General features: G+C 75.8%; 15 protein-coding genes. 12 read left to right on the forward strand and 3 right to left on the reverse strand.

Annotated features, from left to right (window positions below):
- Positions 1-109: 109 nt before the first annotated feature.
- From OOK41_RS04940 to OOK41_RS04950, 3 genes are all read left to right on the forward strand, one after another.
- Positions 110-1,327: an ABC transporter permease gene (locus OOK41_RS04940; RefSeq protein WP_117664788.1), complete on the forward strand. Its 1,218-nt coding sequence runs from the start codon at positions 110-112 to the stop codon at positions 1,325-1,327.
- Between the two features lie 107 nt (positions 1,328-1,434).
- Entirely contained in the window at positions 1,435-1,743 is a 309-nt protein-coding gene (locus OOK41_RS04945; protein ID WP_117664789.1) for a hypothetical protein, read from the forward strand.
- 62 nt (positions 1,744-1,805) lie between these two features.
- Complete coding sequence (locus OOK41_RS04950; protein WP_117664790.1) at positions 1,806-2,306, forward strand: hypothetical protein; 501 nt, start codon at positions 1,806-1,808, stop codon at positions 2,304-2,306.
- 12 nt (positions 2,307-2,318) lie between these two features.
- Here OOK41_RS04950 and OOK41_RS04955 read toward each other — a convergent pair whose 3' ends face one another.
- Positions 2,319-3,308 (reverse strand): ABC transporter ATP-binding protein, encoded by a 990-nt coding sequence (locus OOK41_RS04955; protein ID WP_117664791.1) that lies wholly within the window; start codon positions 3,306-3,308, stop codon positions 2,319-2,321.
- Between the two features lie 2 nt (positions 3,309-3,310).
- On the opposite strand from OOK41_RS04955, the gene OOK41_RS04960 reads away from it, so the two are divergent.
- The 4 genes from OOK41_RS04960 to OOK41_RS04975 all read left to right on the forward strand — a co-directional run bounded on the left by OOK41_RS04960 (position 3,311) and on the right by OOK41_RS04975 (position 7,695).
- A complete protein-coding gene (locus OOK41_RS04960; protein ID WP_266263119.1) occupies positions 3,311-3,997 on the forward strand; it encodes an ABC transporter permease in 687 nt (228 codons plus the stop codon).
- Positions 3,998-4,067: 70 nt separating this feature from the next.
- Positions 4,068-4,793: an ABC transporter permease gene (locus OOK41_RS04965; protein WP_266263120.1), complete on the forward strand. Its 726-nt coding sequence runs from the start codon at positions 4,068-4,070 to the stop codon at positions 4,791-4,793.
- A 191-nt stretch (positions 4,794-4,984) separates the two neighbouring features.
- Positions 4,985-5,989, forward strand: a complete 1,005-nt coding sequence (locus tag OOK41_RS04970; RefSeq protein WP_266263121.1) for a glycine betaine ABC transporter substrate-binding protein — start codon at positions 4,985-4,987, stop codon at positions 5,987-5,989.
- A 98-nt stretch (positions 5,990-6,087) separates the two neighbouring features.
- Positions 6,088-7,695: a hypothetical protein gene (locus OOK41_RS04975; RefSeq protein WP_266263122.1), complete on the forward strand. Its 1,608-nt coding sequence runs from the start codon at positions 6,088-6,090 to the stop codon at positions 7,693-7,695.
- A 32-nt stretch (positions 7,696-7,727) separates the two neighbouring features.
- Here the strand turns inward: OOK41_RS04975 and OOK41_RS04980 are convergent, their stop codons facing one another.
- Both OOK41_RS04980 and OOK41_RS04985 read right to left on the reverse strand, forming a co-directional pair.
- Positions 7,728-8,897 (reverse strand): NADH-quinone oxidoreductase subunit D, encoded by a 1,170-nt coding sequence (locus OOK41_RS04980; protein ID WP_266263123.1) that lies wholly within the window; start codon positions 8,895-8,897, stop codon positions 7,728-7,730.
- Complete coding sequence (locus tag OOK41_RS04985) at positions 8,894-10,066, reverse strand: SAM-dependent methyltransferase (RefSeq protein WP_266263124.1); 1,173 nt, start codon at positions 10,064-10,066, stop codon at positions 8,894-8,896. The genes OOK41_RS04980 and OOK41_RS04985 overlap by 4 nt, the downstream gene beginning before the upstream one ends.
- A gap of 237 nt (positions 10,067-10,303) precedes the next feature.
- Here OOK41_RS04985 and OOK41_RS04990 point away from each other — a divergent pair, with 237 nt between their 5' ends.
- From OOK41_RS04990 to OOK41_RS05010, 5 genes are all read left to right on the forward strand, one after another.
- Entirely contained in the window at positions 10,304-11,284 is a 981-nt protein-coding gene (locus OOK41_RS04990) for a Rossmann-like and DUF2520 domain-containing protein (RefSeq protein WP_117664798.1), read from the forward strand.
- Positions 11,281-12,132: a pantoate--beta-alanine ligase gene (gene panC / locus OOK41_RS04995; protein WP_117664799.1), complete on the forward strand. Its 852-nt coding sequence runs from the start codon at positions 11,281-11,283 to the stop codon at positions 12,130-12,132. Before OOK41_RS04990 ends, panC begins: the two co-directional genes overlap by 4 nt.
- 26 nt (positions 12,133-12,158) lie before the next feature.
- Positions 12,159-12,584: an aspartate 1-decarboxylase gene (panD, locus tag OOK41_RS05000; protein ID WP_117664800.1), complete on the forward strand. Its 426-nt coding sequence runs from the start codon at positions 12,159-12,161 to the stop codon at positions 12,582-12,584.
- Between the two features lie 117 nt (positions 12,585-12,701).
- Complete coding sequence (locus tag OOK41_RS05005; RefSeq protein WP_117664801.1) at positions 12,702-13,598, forward strand: septum formation family protein; 897 nt, start codon at positions 12,702-12,704, stop codon at positions 13,596-13,598.
- Positions 13,599-13,677: 79 nt separating this feature from the next.
- Entirely contained in the window at positions 13,678-15,372 is a 1,695-nt protein-coding gene (locus OOK41_RS05010; RefSeq protein WP_266263125.1) for an L-aspartate oxidase, read from the forward strand.
- The last annotated feature ends 13 nt before the right edge of the window (positions 15,373-15,385 follow it).

Genomic DNA, 15,385 nt, shown 5'->3' on the forward strand with positions numbered 1-15,385 from the left:
TTACGCCCGGCGCGGCGCGCAGGTACCGTGCCTGGCGACCGGTGAGCAACGGCCGCCCCGGTCCGCCCGGGTCGGACCCTGCGGCCGTGACCTGGGGAGGGCACGCGTCATGGGGTACGACGATCCGGGCCGCGACGCCCCGGTGCAGCCCTCGTCGGGCGTGCCCGCAACGGTGTTGGAAAACGTCTTCGACGACCCGGCGCACGGCGAGCCGGGGCGGGACCGGGTGGCCGTGCACGTCGCCTGGGAGTTGGTGCTGGCCGCCGGCCTGGCCGTGCTGACCTGGCTGCTGTGGCGGGACGACCCGGCCGCGCTGCGCGACGACGGCCTGCGGGTCCTGCTGGTCGATGTGGTGGCGGTGGGGCTGCTCGTCCTGGCCGCCGGGCTGAGCCTGCGGACGGCGGCGGTGAACCTGGCGGTCGGCCCGGTCGCGGTCGCCGCCGCGCTGCACTTCGCCGAGCAGGGCGACCAGGGGGTCGAGGTCGCGGTGGGCCAGGCCGCGGCGGTGGCCGCCGTCGGCGGGCTGCTGGTGGGGCTGGCCGTGGTCGTGCTGCACGTGCCGGGCTGGGCGGCGAGCCTGGCCGGCGCGGCCGGCGTGGTGGTCTACATCGAACGGCGGGCCGCGCCGGTCCTCGTGCAGGGCGGTTACGACCCCCGTGACAGCGCGTTCTACCTCTTCGCCGGCTTCGCCGCAGTGGCGGTGCTCGGCGGCCTGTTCGGGGCGATCCACCCGGTGCGCCGGCTGGTCGGGCGGTTCCGGGCGGTGGCCGACCCGGCCCGCCGCCGGGGCGGGGCGGCCGGTGCCGTCGTCGTGGTCGCGTTCGTGCTGTCTACCGTCCTCGCCATGCTGGCCGGCGTCCTGATCGCCAGCAACGGCACCGGGCCGGTCGTCCCGACCGAGGGACTGGGCTGGACGGTGCTCGCCGTGGGCACCGCGCTGCTCGCCGGCACCAGCGCGTACGGCCGGCGGGGCGGGATCTTCGGGACCCTGTTCGCGGTCAGCCTGATCACCGTCCTGCTCGCCTGGTCCGAGGCCCGGGGCTGGCAGGTCAGCCGGTGGGCGGTGGGCGCGGCCGCGCTCGGCGTCGGCCTGGTGGTCACCCGGCTCGTCGAGGCGTACGGGCGGCCCCGGTCGGCGGGTGCGGACGCGGAGACCCGTCCGAGCGGCGACGGCACCATCAGCTCCGGCTGGTCGGTGCCCCGGCCGGCGCCGGTCGAGGACTGGCCGCCCGCCCTGCCCACCCGGTCCGACGACACGCCCACCGACCCCTGGGACGCGTCCCGCTGGGACACCCGTCCCCGGCACTGGGACGGCGGCGACCGCTGACGCCCCGCCCGCCCGGCGCGGTGGGCGCCCCGCCCGGTGACTGCCGACGCCTGGCCAGCGCCGCGTCCGCCGCGCCGCCGGTGATCTCGGCGGTTAGGCTCGGCGGCATGACCGAGACACCTTCCACCGGTACCGGCAGGCACACGTTCGAGGAGTTGGACGCGCTCTCCACCGAGGAGTTGCGGGAGCGGGCGTTCGCGCTGGCCCGGGAGCGTCGCGACGTCGCGTTCTTCTGGTCGGTGCTGCGCCACCTGCCCAACGCCGACGAGGCCGCCGCGCTGGACGGTGCGCCGAACTCGGTCGGCCCGACCATCGACGAGGCGTCCGCGCTGTGGCGGGAGCTGACCGGGCACGGCTACGAGGAGTCAGCGCCGCTGCTGCGGGCCAAGTTCATCGACTACCTGATGAAGCCCTAGCCGGGGCGACCGTGATGGTCCGTAGGTTTGCCCGTCGGGGCGCGCCGGGAACTGGTCGCGCCATGGCTTCCACCCAGCGTTCCGGCGCGGTCAGCAGGTACGGGACCGCGGCCGGCACCGGCACCCTCGCGGCACTGGTGCTCGTCGCGGTCTGCGGCAGCCCGTTGTACGTCGGGTGGGCGGAGGACAACACCGACCCCAACTCGGCCGGCGGGTGGTACCTGCGGCTGCTGGCCTGGCCGGCCTGGCGGTTCGGCTCCGACGAGCCGGGGCAGGGGGTGCTCGCCACCGACCTGCGGGCCATCCTGCTGGTGGTCCTGGCGGCGGCCCTGCTCTATCTGCTGCCCGCCTCGCAGGTGGCCCGGGTACAGGGCTCGGTGAGCCAGTTCTTCTCCGGTTGGGGCGCGTACGTGCTGGCCGCCGGCCTGGCCGCGCTGTTCGGCACGCTGCTCGGGCCGGACCCGTCGCTGCTCGCCGCGCTCCAAGCGGCCGGTACCGGCGCCACCTACGGCTTCCTCTCCGGCTGGATCATCGGCGCCGCCAGCCTGGGCGGCCGGGCCTGACCAGAGCGCGGGTCAACGCCCCGCGCCCAGTGCGCGGTGCCGGGTGAGCACCCCGGCCGGCCGGCCGTCGGCGGTCACCAGCACCCGGTCCGCCCCGGCGGTCAGCATCGCGGCCAGCGCGTCGTACGCCGACGAACCCAGCGCCACCTCGGGTAGCCCGGCCGGGTCGGCGGGGGGCGGGTCCAGCGCGTCCCGGGTGACCGGGGTGACGGCGAGCGCCCGGATGCCCCGGTCCGCGCCGACGAAATCCCGGACGAAGGGGGAGGCGGGCGCCCCGAGCAGGGCCGCCGGGGTGTCGTACTGCTCCAGCCGGCCGCCCTCGGAGAGCACCGCGATCCGGTCGCCGAGCCGGACCGCCTCGTCCAGGTCGTGGGTGACCAGCACGATGGTCTTGCGCACCTCGGCCTGGAGCCGGAGGAACTCCTCCTGCAACCGGGTCCGCACGATCGGGTCGACGGCCGAGAACGGCTCGTCCATCAGCAGCACCACCGGGTCGGCGGCCAGCGCCCGGGCCACCCCGACCCGCTGCCGCTGGCCGCCCGACAGCTCGTGCGGGTAGCGCCGGCCGAACCGCCCCGGGTCCAGCCCGACCAGCTCCAGCAGTTCCTCCGAGCGGCGGCGCACCCGGTCCCGGGCCCAGCCGAGCAGCCGGGGAACGGTGCCGACGTTCGCCAGGACCGTCTGGTGCGGGAACAGGCCGACGTTCTGGATCACGTACCCGATCCGGCGGCGCAGCTCGACCGGGTCGACCCGGGTCACGTCCTCGTCGCCGAGCAGGATCCGGCCGCCGGTCGGTTCGATCAGCCGGTTGACCATTCGCAGCACCGTCGACTTGCCGCAGCCGGACGGGCCGATCAGCACCACCAGCTCGCCGGTCCTGACCTCCAGGCTCAGCTCGCGAACCGCCTCCGTGCCGTCCGGGTAGCGCTTACGGATGCCCTCCAGGGCGATCGACGCGGCACTCTGGCCGGCGTCACCGGTGGTTCCCGGGGTAACGTCCACGCATGTCCTTCCGCCTGAGCTACCGGGCCGACCCGGGTAACCCGTGGTTCTCCTGGCAGTACGTGCGGGACAACTCTGACACGATCCTCGCCGCGCTGCGCGACCACGCCTCGCTGACCGCGCGGGCGGTGCTGATCGCCGCGCTGGTGGCCCTTCCGCTCGCCGTGGCGGCCCACTGGTTCCGCTCGCTCGCCGGGCCGATTCTCGCATTCACCGGCGTGCTCTACACGATCCCGTCCCTGGCGCTGTTCGCGTTCCTCGCGCCGTACCTGGGGATCGGGGCGATCACCGTGCTCAGCGTGGTGGTGCTCTACGCGTTGCTGGTCATCGTCCGCAACGCGGTCGCCGGGCTGGGCCAGGTGCCACCCGAGGTCCGCGAGGCCGCCGAGGGGATGGGCTACGGCCGGTGGGGGCGGCTGCTGCGGATCGAGCTGCCGCTGGCCCTGCCCGGCATCCTCACCGGGCTGCGGCTGGCCACCGTGTCGACCGTGGCGCTGGTGACCGTCGGGGTGGTGGTCGGCCGGGGCGGCCTCGGGCAGCTCATCTTCGCCGGCTTTCAGAACAACTTCTACAAGGCCGAGATCATGACCGGCACGCTGCTCTGCGTCCTGTTGGCCCTGGTGCTGGACCTGATCCTGGCAGGGGTCGGCCGGGCGATCACCCCGTGGCTGCGCGGCGGGGCCCGGTGAACGCCCCCGGGACGGGCCCGGCGACCGGCTCCGGCGCGGGGCCGACGAGCGACCGCGGGAGGGGAACCCGGTGAGCAATCCGGTCGGCCAGGCGGTGCTCTGGCTCAACGACCCGCTGAACTGGACGAACCCGGGCGGTGTCCTGGACCGGCTCGGCGAGCACCTGAGCATGTCGGCGGCGGCCGTGCTGCTGGGCTGCCTGGTGGCCTGGCCCGTCGGGCTCTGGCTCGGGCACTCCGGCCGGGGCGGCGGACTGGTCCTGCTGGTCTCCAACGTCACCCTGGCGATCCCCACCCTGGCCCTGCTGACGATCCTGCCGCTGACCTTCCTCGGGTTCGGCCGGTCGTCGGTGGTGGTCGCGCTGGCCGTCTTCGCGGTGCCGCCGCTGCTGGCCAACGCGTACACCGGGGTGCGCCAGGCCGACCCGGAGGCGCGGGACGCGGCGCGCGGGATGGGACTGTCCGGCGGGCAGGTGCTGCGCCGGGTGGAACTGCCGCTGGCGGTGCCGTACCTGGCGGCCGGCTTCCGGACCGCGACGGTGCAGGTGGTGGCGACGGCCGCGCTGGCGTCGTTCGTCAACGGCGGCGGGCTCGGCCAGATCATCCGGGCCGGTTTCGGCCTGGACATCGCCGCCGGGGGCGGGCAGATCATCGCCGGCGGGCTGTTGGTGGCCGGGCTGGCGGTGCTGGTCGAACTGGCGTTGGCCCTGGTCGAGCGGGTGGTGACCCCGCGCCCGCTGCGCCCGGCCCGGCGCCGGGCCAACCGCCGCGCCGCGGACGCCGTCGCCGGCACCTGACGGGACCGCCGGAAGCCGGCCGTTCCTGTCGTACGCCTCGGGTGACGATCCGGTGACAAAGCTCGCCTCAGGTTGTCGGTGTCGGCCGGCAGCATGTTGGGTGAGAGATCGCGGGCGATCACAAGAGGGTTCGTCCGTCGGACACGCGGCCGGCCCGGAGGGGCCGCGCCGGGACACGGAAGGCGGGCTTGATGCGCGCACGTACACGCCTGGCCATCGGCGCAGTCGGCGCCCTGACCGCGGCCGGGTTCCTCACCGGCTGCGGGGACGCCGGGTCCTCCGGCACCGACGCTCCCCAACAGGGCGCGTCCGGGGCCGGTTGCGCCCCGGTGGCCGGTGACCAACTGGTCGTCCTGGCCGACGACAAGAAGCTCCAGAACACCGACAACATCCTGCCGGCCGTCAACGCCAAGGTGGCCACGCCACCGCTGATCGCGGCGCTGGACAAGGTCTCCGCGGCGCTGGACACCCCGAAGCTGATCGGGCTCAACAAGGCGGTCGACGTCGACCGCAAGACCCCGAAGAACGCCGCCGAGGAGTTCGCCACCGCCAACACCCTCACCCAGGGCGTGGAGAAGGGCCCGGGCGGCACGATCGTGGTCGGCGCCGGCAACTTCAGCGAGAGCCGGACCCTCGCCGAGCTGTACCGGATCACCCTCACCGCCGCCGGCTACCAGGTGAAGGTGCAGCAGATCGGCAACCGGGAGCTCTACGAGCCGGCCCTGGAGAAGGGCGAGATCCAGGTGGTCCCGGAGTACGCGGCGACCATGGCCGAGTTCCTGAACACCAAGGCCAACGGCAAGGACGCCCAGCCGGTCTCCTCGCCGGAGCTGGAGAAGACGGTGGCCGCTTTGAAGGCCAGCGGCGACAAGGCCGGCATCACCTTCGGCGCGCCGTCCGCCGCGCAGGACCAGAACGCGTTCGCCGTCACCAAGGCATTCGCCGACAAGTACGGGGTGAGCACCCTCTCGGAGCTGGCCGCCAAGTGCTCCGGCAGTGCCACGGTGCTGGCCGGCCCGCCGGAGTGCCCGCAGCGCCCGAAGTGCCAGGCCGGGCTGGTCGAGGTCTACGACTTCAAGGCCGGGGCGTTCAGCTCGCTGGACGCGGGCGGCCCGCAGACCAAGAACGCGCTGAAGACGGGAAGCGCCAGCGTCGGCCTGGTCTTCTCCTCCGACGGGGCCCTCGCGGCCAGCTGACCCGACCGGTCGCCGGCGGCCCACGCCGCCGGCGACCGGTGCTGATCAGGGCGTCGCCCCGTTCCCAGCCGCCGCAACTCTCGGTAGGCTGCACACCCATGCCCGCCCCGGTTGCCGTCACCGTCAGGCGTGAATCCCGCCTGCTGCCCGTGCTCTTCTGGACCGGCGTGGCGTTGGCCCCGGTCGCGGCGCTGATCCTGCTCGTCGCCGACGGCAACGGACCGCTGCGGTTCGCGGCCGTGCTCGCCATCGCGGCCGTGGTGCTGATCGGCCTCTCGATCGCCCTGCGCGCGGAGGGCGGCAGCCGGGCCGAGATCGAGGACCTCCACGACGAGATCGAGGAGCTGCGCCGCGAACTGCGCGGCGAGGTCGTCGCCGCCGCGCAGCGCGGCAACCAGGCGCTCGACGCGTCCCAGCGGGTCCAGGACCAGGTCGCGGCGCTGCGCCGCCGGCTCGACGCCGCAGCGGCCGGCATCGCCGCCGACCCCGAGCCGGCCGCCGGGGAGCCGGTCGGCGCGGGCCGCGCCCGGGTCCCGCTCGCCGGGGCGTACGACGACGCGCACCGCCCCCGGAACACCGACGACGCACCCGCCGGGCGGGTCCGGGGGCCCGGGACGGCCCACGACGACGATCCGTCCGTCCGCCGGCCCCGGCCGGACCCGCGGCACGGGGCCGAGCGGCCCGCCCAGCCCGGCGGTCCCGGGCCGGCGCCCCGGCCGGTCGAGCCCGACGCCCGGTCGGCCGCCGCCGAGCCCGTCCCCCGCCAGCTCGGCATGGTCCGGCACACCGAGACCGTGCACGTCACCACCCGGCACACCGTCGTCGACGGTCCGGACCCGGGCATGGGCCCGTACGGCGACGGTCCCGCCGGCCGGTGGTCGCCCACGCCGCAGGAGCGGCCGTGGGCCGGCGCTGCCGGCCCCGAACCGGAGGGCCGCCGGGCCGGGTACGTCGACCCGTCCGCCCACGCCCGCCCCGAACCGCCCGACGACCGCTTCTGGCCGCCGCAGCCGGCCGGCCGGCACGCGCCCGGCCGCTCCGCCGCCCGTGCGGCGCCCGCCTGGCCCGGTCCCGAGGAGGAACCGGCCCGGTCCGCGCCCCGGGACGAGCCGGGCCGGGGCGTCCGGCACGACGAGGCCCCGCGCGACGAGGCCGCGTGGGGGACCGGCCGCCCCGCCGACGCCGGCCGTCCGGGTCAGCACGACGACGCCGGTCGGTCCGGTCACCGCGACGGGCCCGGCCGCGACGGGCCGGGCGGGTCCCGGCACGCCGACCGGGGGTCGTGGGACGCGCCGGCGCGGCCGGTTCCGTCCGCCGACGCCGGGCGAGCCCGGCCGCACCCGTCCGGGCCGGCACCCACCGGACCGGACCAGTGGTCGGAGCTGCGGGCCGGGGACCGCTGGGCGGAGGTACGCGACGACGAGCGCGGCCGGGAGGTCCGGCTCGGTGAGCGCCGGGCCACGGCGCACGCGGACGCCGCCGGCACCGGGTACCGGGTCGAGGACCGCTGGGCGTCGGTCCGGCGGAGCGAGCCCCGCCCCGGGACGGACCAGGGCGAGCGGTGGTGGGACGAGGACCCGGGCGGGCCACGGCCGGAACCGGACCGGCCCAGCGGGCACCAGCGTGCCGACGGGCGATACGGCTACCCGCCCCGGGACGACCCGCCCCGGGACGGCGGCGCCCGCCCGGCGGACCGCTGGCCCTGACCACCGACCGACCGGCGCGGGACCGGCCCCGGCTACTTGTCGATGTCGCCCACCACGAAGAACATCGAGCCGAGGATGGCGATCAGGTCCGGCACCAGGCAGCCGGGCAGCAGCGTGGCCAGCGCCTGCACGTTCGCGTACGACGCGGTGCGCAGCTTGAGCCGCCAGGGCGTCTTCTCGCCCCTCGACACCAGGTAGTAGCCGTTGATGCCGAGCGGGTTCTCCGTCCACGCGTAGGTGTGCCCCTCCGGGGCCTTCACCACCTTCGGCAGCCGGGTGTTCACCGGCCCGGTGAGCCGGTCCACCCGGTCCAGGCACTGCTCGGCGAGGTCGAGTGAGGCGTACACCTGGTCGAGCAGCACCTCGAACCGGGCGTGGCAGTCCCCGGCGGTCTTGGTGACCACCGGCACGTCGAGCTGGTCGTACGCCAGGTACGGCTCGTCGCGGCGCAGGTCCAGGTCCAGCCCGGAGGCCCGGGCGACCGGCCCGGACGCGCCGAACCCGGCGGCGTCGGCGGCCGACAGCACGCCCACCCCGACCGTTCGGGCCAGGAAGATCTCGTTGCGCCGGATCAGGTTGTCCAGGTCCGGCATCCGGCGGCACACCTCGCCGATCGCCGCCCGGGCCCGGCCGGTCCAGCCGGCGGGGACCTCCTCCTTCAGCCCGCCGACCCGGTTGAACATGTAGTGGATCCGGCCGCCGGAGACCTCCTCCATCACCGCCTGGATGGTCTCCCGTTCCCGGAACGCGTAGAAGACCGGGGTGATCGCGCCGATCTCCAGTGGGTACGAGCCGAGGAACATCAGGTGGTTGAGCACCCGGTTCAGCTCGGCCAGCGCCATCCGCAGCCAGGTGGCCCGCTCGGGCACCTCCATGCCCATCAGCCGCTCGACGGCCAGCACCACGCCCAGCTCGTTGGAGAACGCCGACAGCCAGTCGTGCCGGTTGGCCAGCACGATGATCTGCCGGTAGTCGCGCACCTCGAACAGCTTCTCGGCGCCCCGGTGCATGTATCCGACGATCGGTTCGGCGGCGACCACCCGTTCCCCGTCGAGGACTAGCTTCAGCCGCAGCACCCCGTGCGTGGACGGGTGCTGCGGGCCGATGTTGAGCACCATGTCGGTGCCGAGCTGTTCCCCGCCGGCCCCGGTGCCGACGGTCAGCTCGCGCAGGTCACCGGTGTCCGTGGTCATGCCCGTCATCGTGCCATGAGTGGATCGACGGTGACGCCGACCGGCTGGAGCAGCCACCGGTGCCCGCCGAGCCCGGCCGGGTCGGTCAGCTCGGTAACCGCCGAGGCGGCGGCGAGCGCCCGTACGTACCCGGCCGGGTCGCTGGCGGCCAGGCTCAGCGGCGGTCGCCCGCCGTCGGCCCCGAGCGCCCGCAGCGCCTCCCGCTGACTCACCAGCGTGTACGCCCCGCCGCCCGCCGCCGCCCCGGCCGTGCCGGCCGAGTCCATCGCCACGTGCGCCGTGACGTCGCAGGACCCGTCGGGCACGGGCGGCACCTGCCGGCCGCCCCGGTACCCGGTCAGCGTCCCGCCCACCGGCCGGGACCCGCGCAGGTGCCCGTAGTCCACGGCCAGCGCCAGCCCTCGGTCGACGCGGCGCACGGCCCCGGCCCACGCCTCATCGCGGGACCGGCCGATCTCCACCCGCCCCTCGATCCTGTCGATCAAGAGGTTTGCGTCCGAGAAGGGCCCGGGTTCGGACGTGAACCCCTTGATCGACGAATTCGGGGGCGGGGTGGGCCACCAGTGCGTTACCCAGGCCGCGTCCTCGGGGGTCAGGGGGGCACCGGGTGTTTCCCCGCCCGTGGTGGGGTCCACCAGGAGGTAGCGCCAGCCGGTGTCGGTGGGCACGGCCAGGTCCAGCGGAACGTTGTCGAGCCACTCGGTGGCCACCAGCAGGCCGGTGATCCGGTCCGGGATCTCGTCCACCCAGTCGATCTCCGCCGGAAGGCCGTCGGGGCGGGGCGCCCGCTCGACGGCGGTGAGGCGTACCCGACGGGCCAGCGGGACCGGTGGTCGCCGGGCGGGCGACGGGCGGGCGGCGGCCGGGGCGGGCTCCCCGGAGCCCACCACCGCGCACCCGGCGGCCTCGTCACCGGCCTCCGACGCCTCGGACCCGGCGAGCCCCGCCAGGGCGAGCAGCAACTCGCCATGTCCGGCGCCCACGTCCACCACGTCGAACGGGGTGGGGAACCCGAGGTGGCGGTCGAGCCGCGAGACGAGCCGGAAGATCGCCGACGCGAACGCCGGGGACGCGTGCACGCTGGTCCGGAAGTGGCCCGCCGGGCCGGGCCCGGAGACGAAGAACCCCCCGGGCCCGTACAGCGCCCGGTTCATCGCGTCCCGCCAGCGGACCGGCATCAGTTCGTTCCGCGTTCAGGATCCGTCACCGTGCCGACCCTACGGTCCGCGGCTGTGGGCCGAATCGCGATCCCCGCGGCGGCGGTCGTAGCACTGCTGCTCGCCGCCGTCGGCCGGCACCGTGGCGGCCCGGTCGCCCCATTGGTGAAGGTTTTCACACCTCCTTGTTTCGACTCCGTGACCGCGGCGCATACTTGCGATCGACCGGTACCCCCTTTCGAGGACTGGATCGTTGCCATGAGCGCACCGCTGCGCCCGCGTCCGGCCGCCCTCTCCCGGGCCGCCGTACCAGCGGGCGGCGCCCCTGCCGGCGCCCCGCCCGTCTTCCCCCGCGTGCTCACCGTCGGCGTCATCGGCGCCGGCCGGGTCGGTGCCGTGCTGGGCGCCGCGCTCGTCGCCGCCGGCCACCGGGTGGTCGCCGCCTCCGGCGTCTCCGGGGCGGCCAAGGCCCGGATCGCCCTGCTGTTGCCCGACGCCCGTAACCGCTCCGCCACCTCCGTGGCCCGGGCCGCCACCGACCTGCTGCTGATCGCCGTCCCCGACGACGCGCTCGCCGGGGTGGTGGCCGGGCTGGCCGAGACCGGCGCGCTGCGCCCCGGCCAGGTGGTCGCGCACACCTCCGGCGCGCACGGCCTGGGCGTGCTCGCCCCGGCCGCCGCCGTCGGGGCCCGCCCGCTGGCCCTGCACCCGGCGATGACCTTCACCGGTACGCCCGACGACCTCGGCCGGCTCGCCGGCATCTCGTACGGGGTGACCGCCCCGGCCGAGCTGCGTCCGCTCGCCGCCCGGCTGGCCGCCGACCTCGGCGGGGTGCCGGAGTGGGTGGCCGAGGCCGACCGGCCGCTGTACCACGCGGCGCTGGCGCACGGCGCGAACCATCTGGTCACCCTCGTCAACGAGGCGGCCGACCGGCTGCGCGACGCCGGGGTGGGCCAGCCGGAGAAGGTGCTCGCCCCGCTGCTGCGGGCGGCGCTGGAGAACGCCCTGCGGCTCGGCGACGACGCGCTGACCGGCCCGGTGTCCCGGGGCGACGCCGGCACCGTACGCCGGCACCTGGAGCGGCTGGCCGCGACCGCGCCCGAGTCGGTGGCCCCGTACCTGATCCTGGCCCGACGGACGGCGGACCGGGCCATCGCGGCGGGCCGGCTGCGGCCGGCGGACGCCGAGTCGCTGCTCGACGTGCTCAGTGGGACCCATCGGGAGGTGGCAGCACAGTGACGGAGCTGGTGCAGAACCGCGAGGAGCTGGCGAAGGCGCGCGCCGCGCTGACCGGCACGGTCGGCGTGGTGATGACCATGGGCGCGCTGCACGCCGGGCACGAGACGCTGCTGCGGGCCGCCCGGGAACGGGCCGACCACGTACTGGTGACGATCTTCGTGAATCCGCTCCAGTTCGGCCCGAACGAGGACTTCGACCGGTACCCGCGCACCCTGGCGGCGGACCTGGAGATCTGCCGGCGGGCCGGGGCGGATCTGGTCTTCGCGCCGGACCGGGAGGAGATGTACCCGGACGGCGAACCCAGGGTCCGGGTGAACCCGGGCCTGCTCGGCGAGGACCTGGAGGGGCTGAGCCGGCCGGGCTTCTTCCACGGGGTGCTCACCGTGGTGCTCAAGCTGTTCCAGCTCACCCGGCCCGACCTGGCGTTCTTCGGCGAGAAGGACTACCAGCAGCTCACCCTGGTCCGGCGGATGGCCCGGGACTTCGACGTGCCGGTCGAGGTCGTCGGCGTGCCGACCGTCCGGGAGCCGGACGGGCTGGCCCTGTCGAGCCGCAACCGCTACCTGTCGGCGCAGGAGCGGGAGGCGGCGCTGAGCCTGTCGGCCGCGCTGCGGGCCGGCGTGGCCGCCGCCGACCGGGGACTGGACGCCGGCGCGGTGCTGGCCGAGGCCCACCGGACGTTCGGTGCCGGCGTGCCCGGCGCCCGGCTCGACTACCTGGTGCTGACCGACCCGGATCTGGAACCCGGCCCGGTCGCCGGGCCGGCCCGGCTGCTGGTCGCGGCCTGGGTCGGCGCCACCCGGCTGATCGACAACGCGGCGATCCGGCTCGCTTCCCGCTCCTGCTGACCTCTCTGCGCGCGAAAGGCACCCCGATGTTCCGCACCATGCTCAAGTCGAAGATCCACCGGGCTACGGTGACCCAGGCCGACCTGCACTACGTGGGCTCGGTGACGGTGGACCAGGACCTGCTCGACGCGGCCGACCTGCTCCCGGGCGAGCAGGTGGCGATCGTGGACGTCACCAACGGGGCCCGACTGGAGACGTACGTGATCCCCGGTGAGCGGGGCAGCGGCGTGCTCGGCATCAACGGCGCCGCCGCGCATCTGGTGCACCCGGGCGACCTGGTCATCCTGATCTCGTACGGCCAGCTGGACGACGCCGAGGCGCGGGCGTACCGGCCCCGGGTGGTGCACGTCGACGCCGACAACCGCGTGGTCGAGCTGGGCGGCGACCCGGCCGTGGCGGCGCCGGGCACGGCCGGCGACCCGGTACCGAGCCCGCTCGCCGTCGTCGGCTGACCGACCGACCGGTCGGGCCGACCGTCGGCGAACATCGGCTCGTGCGCGGTCTGTCACCGATGGTCATCTGTGGTTACTCTTGGGTCGCCGTCGTGAGCTGGTGGCTGGGGAGGCCCGATGCGCCGTGCGATGACGACCCTGTGTGCGGCCCTGGCCGCGGCGGTCGTGCTGGTCGGGTGTGGCGCCTCCACGGGGCTCGACGGCGACCTCACCGACGACTGGGCGGCCCTCGCCCCGGCCGGGCCGTTCACCCCGGCCGTGGGCGTGTGCCAGGTCGCCGACTTCACCGAGACGGTCACCCTGTCGGCGTACGCGCCGGTGGACTGCGCCGCCGCGCACCGGGTGGAGACCGTGCACGTGGGCGCGTTCCCGGCGGAGCGGGCCGCCCCGCCGGCCGGTGGGTCGACGGAGCTGCGCGGCGCGTTCGCCGACTGTGACGCGAAGGCCACCGGGTACGTGGGCGACGACTGGCGGGCCGGCCGGCTCCGGCTGGCCGTGGCGCTGCCGTCGAAGCCCGGCTGGGCGTCGGGCGCCCGCTGGTACCGCTGCGACCTGACCGAGGTGAGCACCGCCGAGGCGGGGGCCGTGCCGGTCACCCGCACCGGCAGCCTGCGCGACGCGCTGAAGGTGGCGTCGCCGCTGCGGCTGGGCTGCCAGCGCACCGCGTCCGCCGGGACGCGGGGGGCGCAGGTGCTGACACCGGTCGGGTGCGCCACCCGGCACGACGCCGAGTTCGTCGGAGTGTGGAAGGCACCGGACCGGCCGTACCCGACCCGGGACGCCGACTGGGCTCCCTTCTACGTCGGCTGCCGCTCGGCGCTCGCCCGCTACGTCGGCGTGCCGGACGACGGTGACCTGAGTTACCGCAGCGGCGTGATGGTCCGCCCGCCCGGCGCGGGCCGGTGGCGGGTCGGCGACCGGGGGGTCCGCTGCTACCTGTGGCTCAGCGACCGCTCGGTGACCGCCTCGCTCAAGGGGGCCGGCCCGGCGGGGCTCCCGGTGCGGACGAGGTAACGGCGCCGGACGCCGTAGCCGAAACCACTCGTCGTGCCCCCGCCGCCCGGGGCGAGGAACCTTCGGGTTGACTGTGCTCATGGACGTACCGACCGTCGACCTGCCCGACCTGCCGTCGCTGCTGGCCGCGCCGTCGCCCGGCTGGGTGGAGACCACCGACGTGGTCGTGGTCGGTTCCGGGGTGGCGGGGCTGACCGCCGCGCTGCACCTGCGCGAGGCCGGCCTGCACGTCACCGTGGTCACCAAGGTCAACATCGACGACGGCTCGACCCGCTGGGCGCAGGGCGGCATCGCCGCCGTCCTCGACCCGGCGGACACCCCGGCGGCGCACGCCACGGACACCGAGCTGGCCGGCGTCGGGCTGTGCGACCCGGCGGCCGTGCGGGTGCTGGTGGAGGAGGGGCCGACCCGGCTGCGGGAGTTGATGCGCATCGGCGCGGAGTTCGACCGCCATCCGGACGGCTCGCTCATGCTCACCCGCGAGGGCGGGCACCGGGCGGACCGGATCGTGCACGCCGGCGGGGACGCCACCGGCGCGGAGGTGCAGCGGGCCCTGCACGCGGCGGTCCGCCGCGACCCGTGGATCCGGCTGTTCGAGCACGCCCTGGTGCTGGACCTGCTGCGCGCCCCGGGCGACGGGCCCGGCGGCCTCGGCCCGGCCTGCGGGATCACCCTGCACGTGCTCGGCGAGGGCAGCGAGGACGGCGTCGGGGCGATCCTGGCCCGGGCCGTGGTGCTGGCCACCGGCGGGATGGGACAGATCTTCTCGGCCACCACCAACCCGGCCGTCTCCACCGGCGACGGGGTGGCCCTCGCCCTGCGGGCCGGCGCGGCGGTCACCGACGTGGAGTTCGTCCAGTTCCACCCGACCGCGCTGATCACCCCGGCCGGGGCCGGGGTGCCCGGGGCCGGCCGGGCGCAGCAGCCGCTGGTCTCCGAGGCGCTGCGCGGCGAGGGCGCGCACCTGGTTGACGGCGACGGCAAGCGGTTCATGGTCGGCCAGCACGAGCTTGCCGAGTTGGCCCCCCGGGACGTGGTGGCCAAGGGCATCCACCGGGTGCTGCTGGCCAGCGGCGCCGACCACGTGTACCTCGACGCCCGGCACCTCGGCGGGGACTTCCTTGCCGGGCGCTTCCCCACCATCGTCGCGTCCTGCCTGGCCATCGGGGTGGACCCGGCCACCGACCTGATCCCGGTCGCCCCGGCCGCCCACTACGCGTCCGGCGGCGTCCGCACCGACCTGCGCGGCCGTACCTCCATCCCCGGCCTGTACGCCTGCGGCGAGGTGGCCTGCACCGGCGTGCACGGCGCGAACCGGCTGGCCAGCAACTCGCTGCTGGAGGGGCTGGTCTTCTCCCGCCGGATCGCCGAGGACATCGCCGCCGGCCTGCCCGACCAGGCCCAGCCGGCGGCCACCGGCGCGTGGGTCGGCGGGGGCGGTTGGGTGCTGCCCGCCGACGGGACGCCGGCCCTGCAACGGGCGATGACCCGGGGCGCCGGGGTGCTCCGCTCGGCGCGGACGCTCGCGGGCACGGCCGGGGCCCTCGGCGAGCTTGGCACCGGCCGGGGCGTGCCGCGCACCGCCGACTGGGAGGCGACGAACCTGATCACCGTGGCGTCGGCCCTGGTCGCCGCCGCGTACGCCCGCCAGGAGACCCGGGGCTGCCACTGGCGGGAGGACTTCCCGACGGCTGACGAACGGTGGCTGGGCCACCTGGTCGGCGCGATCGGGTCACAGGGCCGGTTGACGTCCCAGTGGCAGGGGCCGGCATGAGCGCGAGGAGTGA

The sequence above is a fragment of the Micromonospora sp. NBC_01655 genome (assembly GCF_026339755.1).
Classification (GTDB): Bacteria; Actinomycetota; Actinomycetes; order Mycobacteriales; family Micromonosporaceae; genus Micromonospora.